Here is an 18,788-nt window from a genome sequence, read left to right on the forward strand (position 1 = left end):
CAGCGATATTCAGCGCATCACTGCGCTAGAGGGCTATGGCTATGCGCTACCGGGCTGCCGGATTGCAGCAACGGGCAAGCCGTGACGCTGTTGCCGAGCTCCGCGCATAGCTGTTCATACTCGCGCAGGTAGCGCCGCTCGTCGTCGTCGAGCATGTCGATGTCGATCAAATCCCAGTCGTATCCGACTGCAACGAGATTTTCGAATTCGACCTTTCCTTGATCGCTCGCGCTCGGATGGATGACGACGATGTTCTCGATGCGAACCCCGCCCTTGCCGGCCACATAGATGCCCGGTTCGACCGAGATGACGGCATTCGGAACGAGGCCGTACTTCGAGCCCGGCGCAAAACGCACACCGCCTTCGTGCACGTGAATGCCGATGCCGTGGCCGGTGCCGTGATTGAAGTCGTAGCCGCGCGCGCGGCAAACGTCGCGCACCGCTTCGTCCACCTCCTCGCCCGTGAGGTCGGCGCGGAAGGGCGTAATCAGCCCTTTGATGCAGGCCTTGAGCGTGGTCGTATAGATCTCGCGCTGCCACGGCTGGGCCTGCGTGCCGGCGTCGGTCTTGCGCAGCACGACACGCGTGCAGTCCGTCGCGAAGCCGCCTTCGTAGTAGGCCCCGCTATCGAGCAGCAGCAATTCGCCGTCGTCGAGCGCGATGTCCTTGCTCGCCGCCGCATAATGCGCCAATGCGCTGTTCGCGCCGTGCGCGGCGATCGTCGTAAACGATAGCCCTACGGCGCCGCGCGCGGCGTAGGCATCGTTGATCTTGCGCGCGAGATCGTATTCGGAATGCCGTTGCCCCGCCTCGCCGTATTTCGCCCAACGCATCGTCTGCGCGATCGCGGCGCTACTGCGCGCGAATGCATCGCGAAACTGCGCCAGCACCTGCGGCGTTTTCGACACGCGCATCGATTCGACGGGACTGAAGTTCGAGTGGCGCGCATGCGGCCAGACGCGGCCCAACGCATCGGGCATCGCGCAATTGACCGACTCGGCACCGTAGCAGACATGATCGACGTCGAACAGCGCGAGAAAACGGCCCAGCGCGGCCAGGTCGTTGCGGAACACTTGCAGCTTCGGATAAGCCTCAAGCTGAACCGGGCAGCGCTCGCAGCCCTCGGGCAAATACAGCGCCACCTGATCGCCGACGACGAACAAATACCCGAGATGCGACGACGCGTTCGGCATGTGATAGCCGCGGCTGTTGAGCAGGTAGCCGATGTCGTCGGCCGCGCACGTCATCCAGCAAACGCGGGCGCCGGCGTTGCCGAGATGCCCGCGCAAGCGGTCGTTCAGCGCGGCGATGTTGCCGGCCACGGCGGTACCCGTCATCGACTCGGGCAACTCGAAGATCGGCCGATCGACCTGCCAGCCCGGCAAGTCGATCGCGCGATCGATCTCGCGTGACGTGAGCCCCGTCCATCGGAGCGCGCCGTGCCGCGTGTCGGCGAACAGCCGGTCGCGTTGCGCGACGCTCACGCGCAGTGCGTCGTAACCCACGGAGCGCAGCACGCCGGCGTGCGTCGAGAGCCACATCGCGAGCGCCGACCAGATCGGCAATCCGAGCTCGAGCTTTTGGAGATGCACGTGCGCCTTGTCGCACTGCGACTCGGCTTGCAGGTGATAGCGGCCGTCGACGAACAGCACGAACCGCGGTACGCCGATTCGCGCGGCCGCCGCTTCGCTGAGGAAGATGCCCGATCCCGCCGAGCCGTCGAAGCCCGACAGCGCGAAACGCTGGCTATTTCGGCGCGGCACGTATTCGGAAATGAATTCGTCTTGCGACGTGACGACAAGCGCGTCGAGTTCGAGACGTTCGATGAACGTGCCGAGACGCGCATGCATCTGCGCTACCGAAGGTTCGTAGGACGGAAGATCGGAAAAGTTGTATTCAAGTCGGTCGATCATCGGATCTGCTCGGTCGGTCCACGCTCGCAGCGCTCGCGGCTGCCCCCATCGTGAAAACTACCGCCGACGATAATTTAAGTCAAGCTAAAATTTTTGTGGGACTAAAATTTTTGACGGAGACTGCCGGAGCGCGTGCTGCGCGACCTGTGGCTCGAGAATGGGATGGATTGGGGACGTCGACCCGAGCGATGCGAGGATCGAAAGGGCATCCAGCCCCTTCGGTCCATGCGAACCGAGCCGGCCGGATGACGGGCCGCTTCGAGAATCCGCGCGCTATGCGCTATAGCGAGCCAAGCAACTGGTGGAACCAGCCCTGCTCGTGCAGTTGTGCCGGCGGCACGGCCAAGGGCGGCGTCGTGTACGTTTGATCGATCGGCGCCAGGGTCTCGTTGTCTCGGCCTTCGTACCAGGCGGACACTTGCTTCGGTCCCGCGGAGCCATCGTCCTGCACGCTGCCTTGTTTCATGTACAGCAGTTGGCCCTCGGCGTCGCCGGCGGAATCGCGCGTGGGCGCAACGATCACCGCCGCGAGCGAGTGACTCGCCGGGTTCCGAAGATCCGGGGCGATATCGACGGAAATCGCCGCCATATCGCCGCTTTGCGCTTGCAGCGTCACCAATTGATTGCGTTGGTTATCGCCGTCCAAGGGCACCTGAGAGAGGTCCTCGGATGCGAGATTCCCATCGTTGACGAGACTGCCGTCGGAGTCGTAATGAAACGTCGACGAGAGCGGCTTTCCCGAGGAGGGATCGACGTCGGGCTTCCCCGTACTCGGATCGTATTTCGTCACCGAGACCGTATTGTTGCTGCTGTCGACCGCGACTTGGCCGACGATCTGATCCTGGCTGTTCTTGACCGTCGCGGTTGCGATCTGGCCGTCGCCGCTGGCGGTCCAAACCAAATTGGCGTTGCCTGCCGTGACACCCGACGCCGGCCAGGGATTGGGCCCCGTGTTGGGATCGGGCGGCACGGGCCTGTCCGCGAATGACTGGAGGGAAGACGGTAGCATGCGTCCGGCGCCGAGCGGATCTGCCATATAAGACACGATGATTCTCCTAAATTCCTGATGGCTTGACGGCGACGCGCCTTCCGACTCCGGTTGGAAGAAGTGATGAAGTAGACGAAGCAAACGCGCCGACTAGGTGGACCGGTCGATCCGCTTGGAGTATTGGGCACGCGCCACGCAGCCGGAGCCGGCTCTTCCGTAGTCGTTACGCGGCAATGCTTCGAATGTCGGTTAGGGACTGCGGACCCATGCCCATGCCCCACCAGAACTTGTAGGCTTTGAAAGCACCGGCCATATCCCGCGCGGCCCCCTACGCGAATTCGCACCGCGCGCCGGCCGCACCGGTTCCAGGGCGCGAACAGCGCGGTACAATGCGCCGAAGTTGCTGCCGGGCAGCCGCCGACGCGCCGATCCGCGCCGGCGCGCAGTCGGTCTGTCATACCGCGCCGATCGCCGGCTCGACGGGCTTACGGCAATCGCCTTCAAGAGGATTCATGGATTCGGATATCAATCACATCGGCCAGCGCATTCGACGGCTGCGCCGGGAATCGAAGATGACGCTGCTCGAAGTGGCCACGGCGTCGCGCTTGTCGGTGGGATTCTTGTCGCAAGTCGAGCGCAACCTGACCGGCATTTCGATATCGTCGCTCGTCAACGTCGCGAAAGCGTTGAACGTGCCGCTCGGCTCGCTGCTCGAGCATCCCCGTCAAGTTCAGCCCGATTCGCACGAAGGGCGGCGCGAATCGTACCAAGTCGGGCCGATGCGGCAAAAGTACGAGCGGCTTTCCACGACGTTCGACGGCAGCATGCTCAACGCCGTCAAAGTGCTGATGATGGAAGGCTACGCTTCCGAATGGGTGGCGCACGGCGGCGACGAGTTCGTGTACGTGCTGTCCGGTAAAGTCCGCTACACGCTGCGCAAGAAGGACTACGAACTGACGGCGGGCGATTCGCTGCATTTCGATGCCCAGCATCGGCACCGCGTCGTCAACGTCGGCCCCGGGCCGGCCGAAGTCATCGCGGTGGGCACGCTACCGCTGTTCGACGACGGCCACGCAGAATTCACGCCGCTCTCGCGCACGCCGAAGGGCCGCGGCGCCGTGACGGCAAAGAAGACGGCCGCCGTACCGGCATCGGTGCCGATGCCGGCACCCAAGAAGCCGAGCGCGACCGCCAAATCACCGCGAGCGAAAACGGTAGCAGCCAAGAAGACTGCCCGAGCGAGCGGTAGCAAACGTTGATCTCGATGGGCGCGGCGGTAGCCTACCCCGCGCCCGGCGTCATCCGGTCGATACGCATGGCTCGATCAGTCGGATGAAGCAGCATCGCCTCTCCGCGCACCGCTATCGCCTGGCGAGGCCGCCAACGCGCTATGTCCTGGCGCGCCAATGCGCATCCGCGCAATGATCGACGGAGAAAGCCGATGCAAGACGAAACGCCGAAAGTGCCGCCCCACGCAGCGCCGGAATCGAACGACGAAGACCGGCCGGCAAGCCCCGAACGCCGCCGCGTGCTCGGTGGCCTCGCAGCAATGGGCATGGGGCTTGCCTTGCCCGCCTGCACGCCCCCGACGAGCCATGCGGCGCAACCCGGCCGAGCCATCGCAAGAACAGCCGCGGAAGAAAAACTCGACGCCGCCTTGCACGCGCGCGTGCGCCACGTCGTCGTCATCTACGCCGAGAATCGCAGCTTCACGAATCTGTACGGCCACTTCCCCGGCGTGCTGCAGCCGATCGATGCCGCCGCCGCGCGGGCCCCGTTGCAGTTGGATCGCGACGGCAAGACCCCGCTGCCCTATCTGCCGAAGATCTGGGGCGGGCTCGTGCCGCAAGCGCAGCAAGTCGGCATGACGCGCTACATGATCGGCCAGGACGACATCACGCACTTCCCGAATCGCCCGTTCGTCGTGTCCGATGCCGAAGGCAAGCCGCTGCCGAACGCCGTCATCACGCGCGATCTATGGCACCGCTTCTATCAGAATCAGATGCAGATCAACGGCGGGCGCAACGATCAATTCGTCGCCTGGGCCGATTCGGGCGCGCTCGTGATGGGCCATTACCGCAATTCGGCGCAAACGCTGCGGCTTTGGAATCTCGCGCAGCAATACACGCTGTGCGACAACTTCTTCATGGCCGCGTTCGGCGGCTCTTGGCTCAATCACATCTTCCTGATTTCCGCGCAAGCGCCGTTCTACCCGAACATTGCGGCGAGCCCCGCGCAGCATTTGGTGTCGGTGCTCGAAGGCAACGATCCGCTCGGCACGCGGCTCAAGATCGCGCCCAACGCTAAAGCGTCGGCGCTCGACGGGCCGCCGAAGTTCGTTCGCGACGGCCTGTTCACGCCGGACGGATATGCCGTCAACACGATGGCCCCGCCTTACCAGCCGAGCTTCGTCGCACCCGCGCCGGGGGGCGATTCAACGTTGGCCGATCCGGCGAATCCCAAGGTCATGCCGCCGCAAGCGTATGCGACCATCGGCGACCGCCTCTCCGACAAAGGCGTCGATTGGGCCTGGTACAGCGGCGCTTGGCAATACGCGCTCGAGCATCGCGATACGGGCATGAGGCCGGACTTTCAATACCATCATCAACCGTTCAACTACTTCTCCCGCTACGCGCCCGGCACCGAGGCCCGCGCACGGCATTTGCGCGACGCGGGCGTCGGCGACGACGCATCGACAAACCGCTTCATCGCCGATATCGACGCGGGCCGCCTGCCCGCCGTCTCGTTCTACAAGCCGCAGGGCAATCTCAACATGCACGCGGGCTATGCCGACATCGAATCGGGCGACAAGCACATCGCGAACGTCATCGATCACATCCGCAATGGGCCGCAGTGGAAGGAAACGGTCATCGTGATGACGCACGACGAGAACGGCGGGTGGTGGGATCCCGTCGCGCCGCCCAAAGGCGACCGCTGGGGCCCCGGCTCCCGCATTCCGGCACTCGTGATCGCACCGTTCGCGAAGAAGGGATACGTCGATCACACGTTCTACGACACGAACTCGATCCTGCGCTTCATCGATCGCGTTCACGGCTTGCAGCCGCTCGATGGGGTCGCGGCACGCAATCATGCGTTCGCGGAACGTGGCGAGACGCCGCCGGGGGATCTGACGCGGGCGCTCGATTTGGGGTGAAGTGCTCCAGCGGTTAAGGCAGGCCGCGCCGCACTATCGCAGCGCCGTTCGGCTTCGCAACCCGTCGAGATCGATGACGACGATTCCCCCGTACTCGATCTCGATCAACCCGGCTTCGGCCAGGCGGCGCAAGGCCGCATTGCACCGTTGCCGAGACAGCCCCGATAGATTCGCGATTTCCTCCTGCGACACACGCAGGTGCGGATCGCTGAGCGGATGCAGCCACGGATGGAAGAGGCCCGCGAGCGCGCGTGCGACGTTGCCGTCGGTGTCGAGCAGATGATGCGCGGCAAAATTGCCGAGAAACCACTGCATCCGCTCGTTGATCTGACGCAGCAGAAATTCGCCGAATGAGGTTTCGTTCGCACGCAGCCAAGCGAACGTATCGGCTGGCAATAGCGCCACGCGGCTCGGCTTCAGCGCGATGATGTCCGCGCTGTGCGCGGGGCCCTGCATCAGGGTGCCTTCGCCGAACCAGCTTCCCGTCGATAGCCCGCCGAGCGTGACCGAGCGTCCGTCGTCGCGCGTGACCGACCACTTCAGCAGACCGTCGATCGTGCCGTACCAGTATCGCGGCTTGTCGCCGCGCCGGCACAGCGCATGCCCCATCGATACATCCAGTTCGCGAATGCGCGCCCGTACTTCTGAGCGAGCCGGCTCGCTCAGCCCCACGTACCAAACCGACTGCGCAAGCAAAGCATCGAGCGTTCGTGCCTGAGAGGGTGAATTCGACACGCTCGCGCGGTGACGGGAAGGCTGCTTCGAGAGGGACATGTGAATGTGCGGCGCGCGCCGGCGCTCGATACGCGTTAACCCTGGCGCAGATTGTCGTCGCGATGACTGATCGGCGCATGCGGAGGATGAAGAATCTTACTGCACTGGAAAGCCGGCCGGTGCCGTGGTGTCGATGACGCTTCGGGCAAGAACACAGCACGCGCCTCCCCGGTCGGCCCATCACAAACGGAGACACCATGGCAAAACGCAAGGTCATCGTCACGATCGCCCCGACCGGCGGGATGGCGCACAAATCGCAGAACCCGCAGTTGCCGACCCAACCCGAGGAAATCGCCGACGACGTCGTGCAATGCTGGAAAGCCGGCGCAAGCGTCGCGGCGATCCACGCGCGCCGTCCCGACGACGGCGCAACCTGCGACGCGTCGATCTACCGCGAGATCAATCGACGTATCCGCGATGCCGGCTGTGACGTCGTGTTGAACAATTCGACCGGAGGCGGCGTTCATGGCGACATGATCCGCGCGCTACCGGGCGACCGGTGGGAGATCGCGTGGGAGGAACGCATCAAGGGCATGGACGCGGGCGCGGAGATGTGCACGCTCGATGCGACGACATTGAATCTCACGTTCGGCGACCGGGAAATCCTCATGGATACGCCGATATCGAAAGGCCGCGCGCTCGCGCGAGGCATGAAGGAACGCGGCATCAAGCCCGAGTGGGAAGTCTTCAATCACACGCATGTGCTGCAGGACGTCACCACGCTGATCGGCGAGGGGCACGACGAAGCGCCGCATTTCGTCAACCTCGTGATGAACGTGCATCGGAACTTCCAAAACGCCATGCCCTTCTCCGTACGCTACCTTCAACAGATGGTCGACACGCTGCCGCCGAACAGCATCTTCTGCGTGAGCGGCATCGGCCCGTCGCAGCTGGAAGCCAACGTCGCGTCCTTGTTGCTCGGTGGACACGCACGTGTCGGTCTCGAAGACAACCTGTATTTCCGGCATGGCGAACTCGCCACGAACCTGCAGCTCACCGAACGCATCGTCCGAATCATCCGCGAAATGGATATGGAACCGGCAACGCCCGCGGAAGCGCGGGACATGATGGGGCTGCCCCGCGGGAGCAGTCCAAGACCCGAGTTCGCGCCACGTTGAACGTCGCTGACTGGCCGAAACGAATCGGAAATGTCCCGCTTCGCGCAACGTCATCCTTCACGATCGAGAAAGCGCTTCCAATGACCGAACCCGTCGCCTGCAAAGGCAAGATCCAGACCGTGCTGGGGCCGATCGAACCCGAAAGCCTCGGCCCCACGTTGATGCACGAGCATCTGCTGATCGATCTCGTGCCGCCGAGCCTCGCGGAAGACGCCGATCGCGATCAGACCGAGATCGATCTGTGCAACTGCTGGAAGATCAACTATGGTCAACAGCGCGCGCTCAAGAACTATCGGTTGAATCAGAAAGACGTCGCAGCGGAAGAACTTCTCGAGATGAAGGCCGCCGGCGGGCGCGCGATCGTCGATCTAACGACAGGCGGCCTCAAACCGGACCCGCGGGGCCTCGCACAGATCTCGAGTGAAACGGGTATCCCTGTCGTGATGGGCTGCGGCCACTACGTGCACGAATATCAGCACCCACGCAACGCAAGTCGCACGGTCGACGATTTCGCCGGCGAGATGATCGAGCACATGACGATCGGCGCCTGGGGCACAGAGGTGCGCGCGGGCATCATCGGTGAAATCGGCTGCCAATCGCCGTGGACCGAGCAGGAACAGCGCGTCCTGCATGGCGCGCTGATCGCTCAGCAGGAAACCGGCGCGGCGTTGAACGTCCATCCCGGCCGTCATCCGGACCAGCCACGGGAAGTCGTCGACCGGATTCGCGAACTCGGTTTTCCGGTCGAGCGCGCGATCATGAGTCATATCGACCGCACGATTTTCGACGACGACCGCTTGCTGCGCCTCGCCGACAGCGGATGCGTAATCGAATTCGATCTGTTCGGATGGGAGCAATGCGCGTATCCGATGTCGGACATCGACATGCCGAACGACGGTACGCGCATGCGGATGGTGCGCCTGCTGTTCGACCGCGGTCATGGCGAACGCATTCTCATCAGCCACGACATCTGCACACGCACCCGATTGAGCCGATACGGAGGACACGGATATCAGCATATCTTCTCGAACATCGTCCCTAGGATGCTTCGCCGCGGCTTCACTCAAAATGAAATCGACACGCTGCTGATCGATACGCCTCGACGCCTGCTCGCGCTCGCTTGAACTTGAAGGGCGCGCTTCGCGCCCCACGGCAGTCACCGCGCATCCATCGAACTCGTTGTCTTCAGCGAGGGCGACCGGATGCGCTCGCGCTTTGCCTTCTCGCTTTTCCCCTCCCGACACCTTTCCCCATCGCTAGAGAAATCGACGAATTTCGTTGCCAATCGTTTTTGTTCGTCATATAACGTTTTCCTGTTCAGTGAACAATGATTCGCGTTCCTAACGACAGGCGGCGGAATTCCTGCCGGACGATAACAACCATCGCTGCATCGGAGACATTCATGGATTGGAAAACTTTCGGTGGCGGACTAGCGTTCACGCTCTCCGCTTTCGCGCATGCGCAGTCGAGCGTCACGCTGTACGGCGTCATCGACGACGGCCTGACGTATGTGAACAACCAGCAAGGCCATTCGGTCTACCGAATGGACGACAGCATCAGTCAAGGCGACCGGTTCGGCCTGCGTGGAGCCGAAGACCTCGGGGGCCGCCTCAAGGCGATCTTCAACCTCGAAAACGGGTTCAATCCGAATACCGGCGCATTGCGGCAAGGCGGCCTCGAGTTCGGCAGGCAGGCGTACGTCGGCCTGCAAAGCGATGCGTACGGCACCCTGCGCCTCGGGCGCACCTACGATCAGATGACCACCACGCTGATCCAGTATCACCCCGGCTACTGGAGCGGAATTTACGCGTTCAACATCGGCGACAACGATCGCATTTCCGGAAACTGGCTAAACAATGCGATCTCGTACACGAGCCCCAACCTTCGAGGTCTGACGTTCAACGCCCAATACAGCTTGAATTCGCTGGGCGCGCCATCCAACGGCTATGGCCCTGCCTACAGTCTTAGCGCGAGCTATGCCAACGGTCCGTTCAGCATCGGTGCGGCGACGACGAGCATCCATGACTATGCGGTGACGCCGGGCAGCAGTCTCGGCGTCGCCAATTTTCTCGGCGCAGCCGTCGACTTCTCGTCGCAAACCGTCGTCGTGAATCGCTACCGCACGGCGGGCATCGGCGCTTCGTACTCGTTCGGCACGTTCGGCGTTTCGGGCCTCTATAGCAATACCCGCTACGAAACCGCTACGAACGCGCAAACGCTCCAGAGTATCGATGCCGTCGCGCACTACTCCGTGCGACCGGACATCGTGATCGCAGGCGGCTACGACTATTCGAGGATGTCGGGATATCGATGGAACGAGTTCAGCGCGGTCGTCGATTACCTGCTCTCCAAACGCACCGACGTCTACGTCACGGCCAACTATGACAAGGCTTCCGGCGGCGCCCGCGCGGTGCTCGTCACGCTGCCGTCTTCGAGCACCGAGAAGCAGCTCGCGCTGCGCATCGGCATCCGTCACAAGTTCTGACACGCGTCCGCGCGGTTTCGGCGGGCACTACAACGGTAAGGATCATGAATCTCACTTCGCACTCGGCGGCGGGATCGGAAACGCCGCACGTCATCTCCGGCAACGGCGAGCAGCGGCGCGCCATCATTGCGGGCACGGTCGGCTACGTGCTCGAATGGTTCGACTTCGGCGCCTACGGTTTTCTCGCCGCGGTCATCGCGCACAACTTCTTTCCGGCTTCAAACGAGGTCACGTCGCTGCTCGCTTCGTTCGGCGTGTTTGGAGTCGGCTTCATCTCGCGCCCGATCGGCTCTCTGGTGCTCGGACGTCTCGCGGATTTGCAAGGGCGCCACCTCACGCTCGCGATGACGATGATCCTGATGGCGTGCAGCACAGTCGCCATCGGTCTGCTTCCGACTTACGAGCGCATCGGCATTTGGGCACCGGTACTGCTCGTCGCCGCAAGGTTGATTCAGGGCTTCGCCGCGGGCGGCGAATGGGGCACGGCGGCCGCGTTTCTCGTCGAATGGGGTGGCGCCAGCCGGCGCGGCTTCTTTGGAGCGTTCCAGCAATCGAGCATCGCAGCGGGCCTTCTGCTCGGCTCTCTAACCGCAGCCGTGCTAAGCACGACGCTCACCTCCGACGCGCTCGAATCGTGGGGTTGGCGCATTCCGTTCGTCCTCGGTGCGGTGCTCGGTCCCGTCGGCATGTACGTGCGCCGCCACGTACAGGATTCTCCGATGTATGAGAACGATACGAGCGCTTACACGAAAGCCGACGGCGCGGCATTCTCCAGATCGATCTTCCATGCGTTTGCGTTCGTGATCTTCTGGGCGGTCAGTTCGTACATGGTCGCCGTCTACATGCCGACCTTCGCGAGCAAATATGGTCATATCTCGCGCTCGCAAGCGCTGTGGACCAGTTCGTTGTCGCTGGCGATCGTCACGGTCGCGGCGCCGCTGATGGGCGCGCTGTCCGATCGCATCGGACGCAAACCGGTGCTGCTCGCGAGCTGCCTCTTCTTTCTCGTGCTGTCGTACCCCCTCTACCGGCTGATCACCGCGACGACGGACTTCATGACGTTCTTCTGCGTCCAACTAGTGATGAACGTCGTCTTCACGATGTTCTCCGGCGCGGGCCCGGCGGCGCTCGCCGAAATGTTTCCGACACGGTCTCGGTCGACCGGCGTTTCCGTCGGCGGCGCGCTGGCAACGATCCTAGGCGGCTTCTCGCCTTTCCTGACGACGTGGACGATTTCGCTGACCACCGCACCGGCCTCGGCCGGATGGCTGCTCGCCGCGAGCGCGACGATTACGCTGCCCGCCTTGCTGGTGATGAAGGATCGCGCTCGCGCGACGGCGATCTGAGTGTTTGTGAAAATTCATTGTTCACCGTACAATAATTTAATTGTCCAACGCATTACCGGCGCTCTCTCGAACGCTGGCGAAAATCCAATCCACCGCCTCCTATCGTGATGACATCCACTGCTCCGCTCGCCGTCGCGCTCGAATCCGCGCGCCAAGGATTTATCGCCGCCAACCCGCAAAGCGAGCGTCAATATCGACAAGCCACCGAGGTCATGCCCGGCGGCAACACGCGCTCCGTGTTGTTCTACGAGCCGTTCCCACTTGCGATCGCGCGAGGAGAAGGCTGCCGCCTTTGGGACGTCGACGGCCATGAATACGCCGACTTCATCGCGGAATTCAGCGCAGGCATATACGGCCATTCGAATCCGTCGATTCGCGCCGCGATCGACAAGGCGCTCGACGACGGCATCAATCTGAGCGGCCACAATCTGCTCGAAGCGCGCCTCGCACAGGCCCTCTGCGAGCGCTTTCCGTCGATCGAATCGGTGCGCTTCACCAACTCGGGCACCGAAGCGAATCTGATGATGCTGGCCGCGGCCAAGGCCTTCACCGGGCGGCAAAAGGTGATCGTGTTCATCGGCGGCTATCACGGCGGCGTGCTGACGTTCGCGCGCGGGCCGAGCAGCGTGAACGTGCCGCACGAGTTCCTCTACGCCGAATACAACGATCTTGACAGCGTGCGGCGTCTGTTCGACGAGCATCGCGGCGAAGTCGCCGCCGTGCTCGTCGAGCCCATGCAGGGCGCCTCCGGCTGCATCGTCGCAGAGGCGTCGTTTCTCGCGGGGCTTCGCGAACTGACATCGGCGCACGACACCTTGCTGCTGTTCGATGAAGTGATGACTTCCCGGCTCGCGCCGGCCGCGTATCAATCCGTACTCGGCATCGCGCCGGACATGACGTCGGTCGGCAAATACATCGGCGGCGGAATGTCATTCGGTGCATTCGGCGGACGCAAGGACATCATGAGCCTGTTCGATCCGCGCATTCGCAACGCACTTCAGCACGCGGGCACGTTCAACAACAACGTGTTGACGATGGCCGCGGGCTACGCGGGCCTCACGTCGGTTTATACTCCGCAGGCTGCGGTTGAGCTCAACGCTCGCGGCGAGCGTCTACGTGCAACGCTCAACACGCGTTTCGAAGAAGCATCGTTGGACATACGGTTCAACGGCATCGGATCGCTGATGAATCTGCAGATCACCGCGCGCACGATCCGCTCCGTGCGCGACATCGATGCGTCGCGGAACGACATTAAGGATTTGTTCTTCTTCCACTTGATCGAGCACGGTGTGTACATCGCGCGGCGCGGCTATGTCGTGCTGAGCCTGCCGGTCGGCAGTGCCGAACTGGAGCGCTTCGACGGGGCCGTGGCGAGCTTCATCGATCGGTACCGCAATCTCCTGCCGCGCGAAACGCTATGACGACCGCGCACGAACTCGTTACTTTGAGCGCCGCGACACTGCGGCAGATGATCGCGCGCAAGGCCATCTCGCCGGTCGAACTATTGGACGCATGCATCGCTCGGATCGAGGATCTGAATCCGTTCGTCAACGCGATCGCCGCGACCGATTTCGATACCGCGCGCGCTGCCGCCCGCGCCGCCGAAGTGCAGGTATTGCGCGGCGAACGGAATGGACTGCTGCACGGCCTGCCCGCCGGCATCAAGGACCTCGAGGCCACCGCGGGACTGTTGACCACGCACGGCTCGCCGCTCTACCGCAACGACGTGCCCAGCGCCGACAACCTGCTCGTCGCGCGCCTGCGCAAGGCGGGCGCGATCATCGTCGGCAAGACCAACGTGCCGGAACTCGGCGCCGGCGCGAACACGCGCAATCCCGTTTGGGGCGCGACGGGCAATCCGTTCGATCCGAATATGACCGCGGGCGGTTCGTCGGGCGGCTCGGCGGCGGCGCTCGCCTGCGACATGCTGCCCGTTTGCACCGGATCGGACACGGGCGGCTCGCTACGCATTCCGGCGGCGCTGTGCGGTGTCGTCGGATTTCGTCCATCGCCGGGTCTGGTGCCGAGCCCGCGGAAGCTGCTCGGCTGGACCCCGATTTCCGTGGTCGGGCCGATGGGCCGTTCGGTGGCCGACGCGCGTCTGCAATTGGCGGCGACGGCTGGAGTCGATCACGGCGATCCGCTCAGCTATCCGCTTTCGCCGCACGCGTTCGCGCAACACCGTCCGATCGACCTGGCTACACTGAAAGTGGGCTGGACCGAGGACTTCGGCGTGTGCGCCGTCGACGACGACATTCGCCGAACGTTCCGCGAAAAGCTGTCGGCGATGCGTTCGATGTTTGGAAGCTGCGAACAGGTATCGATCGATTGCGCGGATGCGCATCGCGTTTTCGACGTGATTCGAGCCGAGAGTTTCGTCGCCGGACTCCGCGCGCAGTACGAGAGGGATCCCGGCTCGCTCGGCCCGAACACACGCGCGAACTACGAACTCGGCGCCCAAATGACGCTCGCCGACGCCGCGTGGGCGCATGCCGCGCAGACTGCATTGACGCGGCGCTTTCAGACGCTCTTCGAACACTGCGACGTCATCCTCGCGCCGACCACTCCCGTGTCGCCGTTCGCATGGACATCGATGTTTCCGCCCGTCGTCGGCGGAGAAACGCAGACGAACTACTATCGCTGGCTTGCGCTCACCTATGTCGTCACGCTGTTCGCGAATCCGGTCGTGACGCTGCCTTGCGGCGTCGACCATGCAAACATGCCGTTCGGGATCCAACTGATCGGACGGTTTCGCGCGGACACGAAAGCACTCGACATCGCCGAATCGTTCGAACACGCGTTCGCATCGTCACCCGCGCTCGCGCGGCCGCGTCCCGACCTGCAAAAACTGCGGACCGTGACGATCGCACCGGCGCTCACGTCGATCGTCACGGCCCCGCCTTCGCTTGCGGGCGATCGCATCGCAGGCTCGCCGGCCACGTCGCTCGTCTAGCCGATTACATCCGCCCTCCTACCGTGCCGCCCTTCGATGTGGTGGCACGGCGCCCCTCGATCGCCGTCCGCTTCCACGAACGCAGCAGTCGTTCTCCCTGTGCAGGGTACAATCCCGACTTGTCCGAAATCCAATCGCGCCGGCCCGGCGAATACGGTTATCAGCAGACCTTCACGTGACTTCGAAAGCAAGCAAACCTGCCGCGCCGACATCGTCGCGGCGTGCAGCGCTCAAAAAGCCCGCTAACGCACCGGCCGTCAAACGCGCGCGCGCGGACGCGGCGCGAAACGACGTCGTGCAGGACGACAAGGCATTGAGCCGGGACCGGATCGTTGCCGTCGCGCTCGAGCAGATCGATCGCCACGGACTCGCTGCGCTGACTGTCCGGGAAGTAGCTCGTCAACTCGACGTCTATCCCACTGCGATCTACTGGCACGTCCCGAACCGCGACGCATTGCTGGCGGCCGTGGTCGAACAGACCATGTCCGGTGTCACGCCAGATCTCGGCAGTGCGACCTGGCAAGACTGGCTGCGCGAGCTATTCGTGCGCTACCGAAAAGCCGTCGGCCAGCACCCCAACGTCGCGCAACTCGTCGGCGCGCAACTCGTGAGCAATGCGAACCTCAGCCCGCTGCTGATCGACCGCATCCTGTGCGTGCTGCTGGCCGCCGGCTGTCCGGAAGACCACCTCGCCGACATGTACAACGTCGTGATCGCAGGCATGGTCGGTTTCGTGACCCTCGAATTCGCGCCGCTCCCCACCGACGACTCGGCCAACTGGGCCGCACAGCTTCAAGAGCGCGTGCATTCCATTCGCGCGATGGAGTTTCCGACGCTGGCGCGGCATTTACCGGCGCTCGCCAACAAAGCGTTCATCGTTCGGTGGCAAAGCGGCAGCGAAGTGCCGATGGAATCGGCGTTCAATGCCCATGTCGAAGTCACGATCGCCGGCATCGAGCGAATGCTGGAAGCGCCGGAGCCGGCGAACGCCGCGTCTCCACGGCGTAGCCGCGGCAGCCGCTGAGTGGAGCCTGCGACCCTGCCTTAAGGGAGCACAGGCCGTTCCACCGCCGGCAGCGCCGCCATCCCCGCGGTCGCGCTTACCGCCCCCACCGGCCGTGTCATAATCGCCGTCACGTTCGCTCTATTTATCCGCTTCTCTTAGCCCTTGAAAGACATCAGCGTCAGCCTCGATCGCTTGGCCGATTTCGACGAAATCGTCGACGTGCGCACCCCGCTCGAATTCGCCGAAGACCACATCCCCGGCGCGATCAATGCCCCCGTGCTCGACAACGAAGAACGCGTCGTCGTCGGCACGCTCTATGTGCAATCCTCGCCGTTCGAAGCAACGCGCATCGGCGCGGCGATGGTCGCACGCAACATCGCGCGGCATTTGGAAACGACGTTCGCCGACCGCCCTCGCGGGTGGCGCCCCTTCGTTTATTGCTGGCGCGGCGGCAAGCGATCCGAATCGCTGGCCGTCTGGCTCAATTTGATGGGGTGGCAAGCACGCAAGCTCGACGGCGGCTACAAAACTTACCGCCGGTCGGTACTCGATACGCTCGCCGCGTTGCCGCCGCAATTCGAATACATCGTGCTGACGGGCTCGACGGGCAGCGGCAAAACGCGGCTATTGCGCGCGCTCGGGAATGCCGGCGCGCAGGCGCTCGACCTCGAACAGCTTGCGGCGCATCGCGGGTCCTTGCTCGGCGCGGTCAAAGGGGCGCCGCAGCCCTCGCAAAAGGCGTTCGAGACGGCACTGGTGCAAACGCTGCGCGGTTTCAAGGCCGATCGGCCCGTGTTCATCGAAGCGGAGAGCCGCACCATCGGCCGCGTCGCACTGCCCGACGCACTGCTCGGGGCCATGCATCGATCCCGCTGCGTCTCGGTCCAAGCGACGGAGAGCGAGCGCATTGCATTCCTGCTCGACGACTACGCGCACCTCTTCGAGAAACCCGATGCGTTCAAAGGCCAACTGAGGAAATTGGTCGGGCTGCACAGTCACGAACGCGTGGCCCGCTGGTGCAGCCTGATCGACGCAAACGAGCGAGCCGAACTCTTCGGCGAGCTAATCGCGCTGCATTACGATCCCGCTTACGCGCGCAGCAGCAAGGGGCACTTCGTCGAACTGCCGCGCGCGCTGCCGTTCGAGCTGCGCCCCAACGACGCCGACATCGATGCCCAAGCAAAAGCGCTCCTCGAGCGTTTGGGGATGTGAACGAAGTACAAAAAGAGCGGCGAGCGCGTAGCGCATCGCCGCTCTGCCTTCGGGGTCGCGCCGGTTGCCTTGCGCCCCTCAGTGCTCTGCCACTCAGTACGCTTTAATCAACGCGTCGCAGCGTTCACACGGAACGTGTGTACGACGTCGGCCAGCAAGCGCGCCTGCTCTTGCATCGACTGCGCGGCCCCGGCCGCCTCCTCGACCATGGCCGCGTTTTGCTGCGTCGTCTGGTCCATCTGCGCAATGGCGATGTTCACCTGCTCGATGCCGCGGCTTTGCTCTTCCGACGCGGCCGAGATTTCGCTGATGATGTCGGTCACGCGCTTGACCGAATGCACGAGCGACTGCATCTTGCTGCCCGCGCTCTCGACGAGCGTCTTGCCGTCTTCGACGCTGCCGACCGATTCCTCGATCAGCCCCTTGATCTCCTTGGCCGCCTCGGAGCTGCGGCGCGCGAGGTTGCGCACTTCACCGGCCACCACCGCAAAGCCGCGCCCCTGCTCGCCGGCGCGCGCGGCCTCGACCGCTGCGTTCAGTGCAAGGATGTTCGTCTGGAATGCGATGCCTTCGATGACCGAGATGATGTCGACGACACGTGCCGAACTCGCCGCGATGCTCTGCATCGTGGTGACGACCTGCTGCACCGCTTCGCCGCCTTCGCCTGCGATACGCGACGTGTCCGCCGCCATTTGATTGGCTTGGCGTGCGTTGTCCGCGTTTTGCTTGACCGTGGCCGTGAGCTGCTCCATGCTCGCCGCCGTTTCGCCGAGCGAGGAGGCTTGCTGCTCGGTACGGGAGGACAAGTCGAGATTGCCGGCCGCGATTTGCTGCGCGGCGTCGTTGATCGTCTCGGTGCCCCCGCGGATGCGGTGCATCGTCTCCGCGAGGCGATGCTGCATGCGCTGCATCGCGAACACCATGCTGCCGTTGTCGCCCTCTCTCACGACGACGTCGTGCGTCAGGTCGCCGTCGGCGATCTGTTCGGCAACACCCGCCGCATAGGCGGGCTCGCCGCCGAGGCTGCGCTTCACATTGCGGATGATCATCACGAGCGCGATAGAGCTGAGGCTGCCCAAGAGGAGGATCGCGAGGAAATTGCTGAACAGGCGCACCCGAAAGGCCGAGTTGATGTCATCGATATAGACGCCCGACGCGATATACCAGTCCCAGGGCTCGAAACGCTTGACGTAGGAAATCTTCGGCACTTCGGTCGTTTTGCCGGGCAGCCGCGCCATGTAATCGACGAAGCCCGAGCCCTCGGCCCTAGCGATCTTCAGCAGATCGACGAACAGGTATTTGCCGTTGACGTCCTTGTAATTGCTCTGGTCCTTGCCCACGAGCTGCGGCAGGACCGGGTGCATGATCACGACCGTGTTCGCATTCGTGATGAACAGATAGCCGTTGCCCGGGTAGCGCATCGCGGCGAGCGTCGCCATCGCGCGGTGCTTGGCTTCGTCCTCCGACAGTTCGTGGCGCTCGACCCTTTGCTCGTACTGGGCGACGACGCTCGTGCCGGCCTCGACGATGTTGCGGATCGCTGCCTTGCGCCCGGCCAACATCGTCTCGCGGGTTTGCACGGCGGCCCAGCCCCCGAAGAACAACAAGCCGAGCCACATGACGAGCAAGGCCAGCCCCAGTTTCTTACTTAGTGTCAGACGATCCACACTTTCCTCGCAGGCAGAGCCGATGCACATCGCTGGTGCGATTGCCGCCGGCAGGTCATAAACAATGGTTTCTCATCGTTTAACGGCGCGCGCCGGCAATTCTGCAGGTGGGGTTAATTCGGAGTGCGGATTATTTTTTCAAATGTCGACTCAAGGGAAATTACCGAAAAGT

At 63.4% G+C, this 18,788-nt stretch carries 14 protein-coding genes; 10 read left to right on the top strand and 4 right to left on the bottom strand.

Going from position 1 to position 18,788, the window contains the following annotated elements:
- Positions 1 to 17 precede the first annotated feature (17 nt).
- Together DWV00_RS10515 and DWV00_RS10520 are read right to left on the bottom strand one after the other, a co-directional pair.
- Entirely contained in the window at positions 18 to 1,913 is a 1,896-nt protein-coding gene (locus tag DWV00_RS10515; protein WP_115533516.1) for a M24 family metallopeptidase, read from the bottom strand.
- 280 nt (positions 1,914 to 2,193) lie between these two features.
- Entirely contained in the window at positions 2,194 to 2,958 is a 765-nt protein-coding gene (locus DWV00_RS10520; protein WP_147297868.1) for a hypothetical protein, read from the bottom strand.
- Positions 2,959 to 3,413: 455 nt separating this feature from the next.
- Here DWV00_RS10520 and DWV00_RS10525 point away from each other — a divergent pair, with 455 nt between their 5' ends.
- On the top strand, positions 3,414 to 4,160 hold the full coding sequence (locus tag DWV00_RS10525; protein WP_115533518.1) for a helix-turn-helix domain-containing protein: 747 nt from the start codon (positions 3,414 to 3,416) through the stop codon (positions 4,158 to 4,160).
- A 182-nt stretch (positions 4,161 to 4,342) separates the two neighbouring features.
- Positions 4,343 to 6,055 carry an acid phosphatase gene (locus DWV00_RS10530; RefSeq protein ID WP_115533519.1) on the top strand — a complete coding sequence of 571 codons (1,713 nt, stop codon included), beginning with the start codon at positions 4,343 to 4,345 and terminating at the stop codon, positions 6,053 to 6,055.
- A 33-nt stretch (positions 6,056 to 6,088) separates the two neighbouring features.
- On the opposite strand, the gene DWV00_RS10535 is transcribed toward DWV00_RS10530, so the two are convergent.
- Positions 6,089 to 6,829, bottom strand: a complete 741-nt coding sequence (locus tag DWV00_RS10535) for a Crp/Fnr family transcriptional regulator (protein ID WP_115533520.1) — start codon at positions 6,827 to 6,829, stop codon at positions 6,089 to 6,091.
- Positions 6,830 to 7,026: 197 nt separating this feature from the next.
- Here DWV00_RS10535 and DWV00_RS10540 point away from each other — a divergent pair, with 197 nt between their 5' ends.
- The 8 genes from DWV00_RS10540 (at position 7,027) to mnmH (ending at position 16,949) form a co-directional block, all read left to right on the top strand.
- Positions 7,027 to 7,947: a beta-keto acid cleavage family enzyme gene (locus DWV00_RS10540; protein WP_115533521.1), complete on the top strand. Its 921-nt coding sequence runs from the start codon at positions 7,027 to 7,029 to the stop codon at positions 7,945 to 7,947.
- 80 nt (positions 7,948 to 8,027) lie between these two features.
- Positions 8,028 to 9,071 carry a phosphotriesterase family protein gene (locus DWV00_RS10545; protein WP_115533522.1) on the top strand — a complete coding sequence of 348 codons (1,044 nt, stop codon included), beginning with the start codon at positions 8,028 to 8,030 and terminating at the stop codon, positions 9,069 to 9,071.
- 278 nt (positions 9,072 to 9,349) lie between these two features.
- On the top strand, positions 9,350 to 10,432 hold the full coding sequence (locus DWV00_RS10550; RefSeq protein WP_115533523.1) for a porin: 1,083 nt from the start codon (positions 9,350 to 9,352) through the stop codon (positions 10,430 to 10,432).
- Between the two features lie 44 nt (positions 10,433 to 10,476).
- The gene (locus tag DWV00_RS10555) at positions 10,477 to 11,778 is read left to right on the top strand and encodes an MFS transporter (RefSeq protein ID WP_115533524.1); all 1,302 of its coding nucleotides are present in this window, start codon (positions 10,477 to 10,479) and stop codon (positions 11,776 to 11,778) included.
- A gap of 107 nt (positions 11,779 to 11,885) precedes the next feature.
- Positions 11,886 to 13,199 (top strand): aspartate aminotransferase family protein, encoded by a 1,314-nt coding sequence (locus tag DWV00_RS10560; RefSeq protein WP_115533525.1) that lies wholly within the window; start codon positions 11,886 to 11,888, stop codon positions 13,197 to 13,199.
- Positions 13,196 to 14,731, top strand: a complete 1,536-nt coding sequence (locus tag DWV00_RS10565; protein ID WP_115533526.1) for an amidase — start codon at positions 13,196 to 13,198, stop codon at positions 14,729 to 14,731. Before DWV00_RS10560 ends, DWV00_RS10565 begins: the two co-directional genes overlap by 4 nt.
- A gap of 175 nt (positions 14,732 to 14,906) precedes the next feature.
- Positions 14,907 to 15,755, top strand: coding sequence for a TetR/AcrR family transcriptional regulator (locus DWV00_RS10570; protein ID WP_245964819.1), 849 nt, complete (start codon positions 14,907 to 14,909; stop codon positions 15,753 to 15,755).
- Between the two features lie 144 nt (positions 15,756 to 15,899).
- Positions 15,900 to 16,949 carry a tRNA 2-selenouridine(34) synthase MnmH gene (gene mnmH, locus DWV00_RS10575; protein ID WP_115533527.1) on the top strand — a complete coding sequence of 350 codons (1,050 nt, stop codon included), beginning with the start codon at positions 15,900 to 15,902 and terminating at the stop codon, positions 16,947 to 16,949.
- A gap of 107 nt (positions 16,950 to 17,056) precedes the next feature.
- Here mnmH and DWV00_RS10580 read toward each other — a convergent pair whose 3' ends face one another.
- A complete protein-coding gene (locus DWV00_RS10580) occupies positions 17,057 to 18,616 on the bottom strand; it encodes a methyl-accepting chemotaxis protein (protein WP_115533880.1) in 1,560 nt (519 codons plus the stop codon).
- Positions 18,617 to 18,788: the final 172 nt, after the last annotated feature.

Origin of the sequence: Trinickia dinghuensis, from assembly GCF_003367175.1 — a bacterium.
Taxonomy (GTDB): Bacteria; Pseudomonadota; Gammaproteobacteria; order Burkholderiales; family Burkholderiaceae; genus Trinickia; species Trinickia dinghuensis.

Excerpts from the sequence above, each read along its gene's own strand:
- DWV00_RS10515 (WP_115533516.1), bottom strand. The coding sequence starts at position 1,913 with ATGATCGACCGACTTGAATACAACTTTTCCGATCTTCCGTCCTACGAA.
- DWV00_RS10525 (WP_115533518.1), top strand. The coding sequence starts at position 3,414 with ATGGATTCGGATATCAATCACATCGGCCAGCGCATTCGACGGCTGCGC.
- DWV00_RS10530 (WP_115533519.1), top strand. The coding sequence starts at position 4,343 with ATGCAAGACGAAACGCCGAAAGTGCCGCCCCACGCAGCGCCGGAATCG.
- DWV00_RS10535 (WP_115533520.1), bottom strand. The coding sequence starts at position 6,829 with ATGTCCCTCTCGAAGCAGCCTTCCCGTCACCGCGCGAGCGTGTCGAAT.
- DWV00_RS10540 (WP_115533521.1), top strand. The coding sequence starts at position 7,027 with ATGGCAAAACGCAAGGTCATCGTCACGATCGCCCCGACCGGCGGGATG.
- DWV00_RS10545 (WP_115533522.1), top strand. The coding sequence starts at position 8,028 with ATGACCGAACCCGTCGCCTGCAAAGGCAAGATCCAGACCGTGCTGGGG.
- DWV00_RS10550 (WP_115533523.1), top strand. The coding sequence starts at position 9,350 with ATGGATTGGAAAACTTTCGGTGGCGGACTAGCGTTCACGCTCTCCGCT.
- DWV00_RS10555 (WP_115533524.1), top strand. The coding sequence starts at position 10,477 with ATGAATCTCACTTCGCACTCGGCGGCGGGATCGGAAACGCCGCACGTC.
- DWV00_RS10560 (WP_115533525.1), top strand. The coding sequence starts at position 11,886 with ATGACATCCACTGCTCCGCTCGCCGTCGCGCTCGAATCCGCGCGCCAA.
- DWV00_RS10565 (WP_115533526.1), top strand. The coding sequence starts at position 13,196 with ATGACGACCGCGCACGAACTCGTTACTTTGAGCGCCGCGACACTGCGG.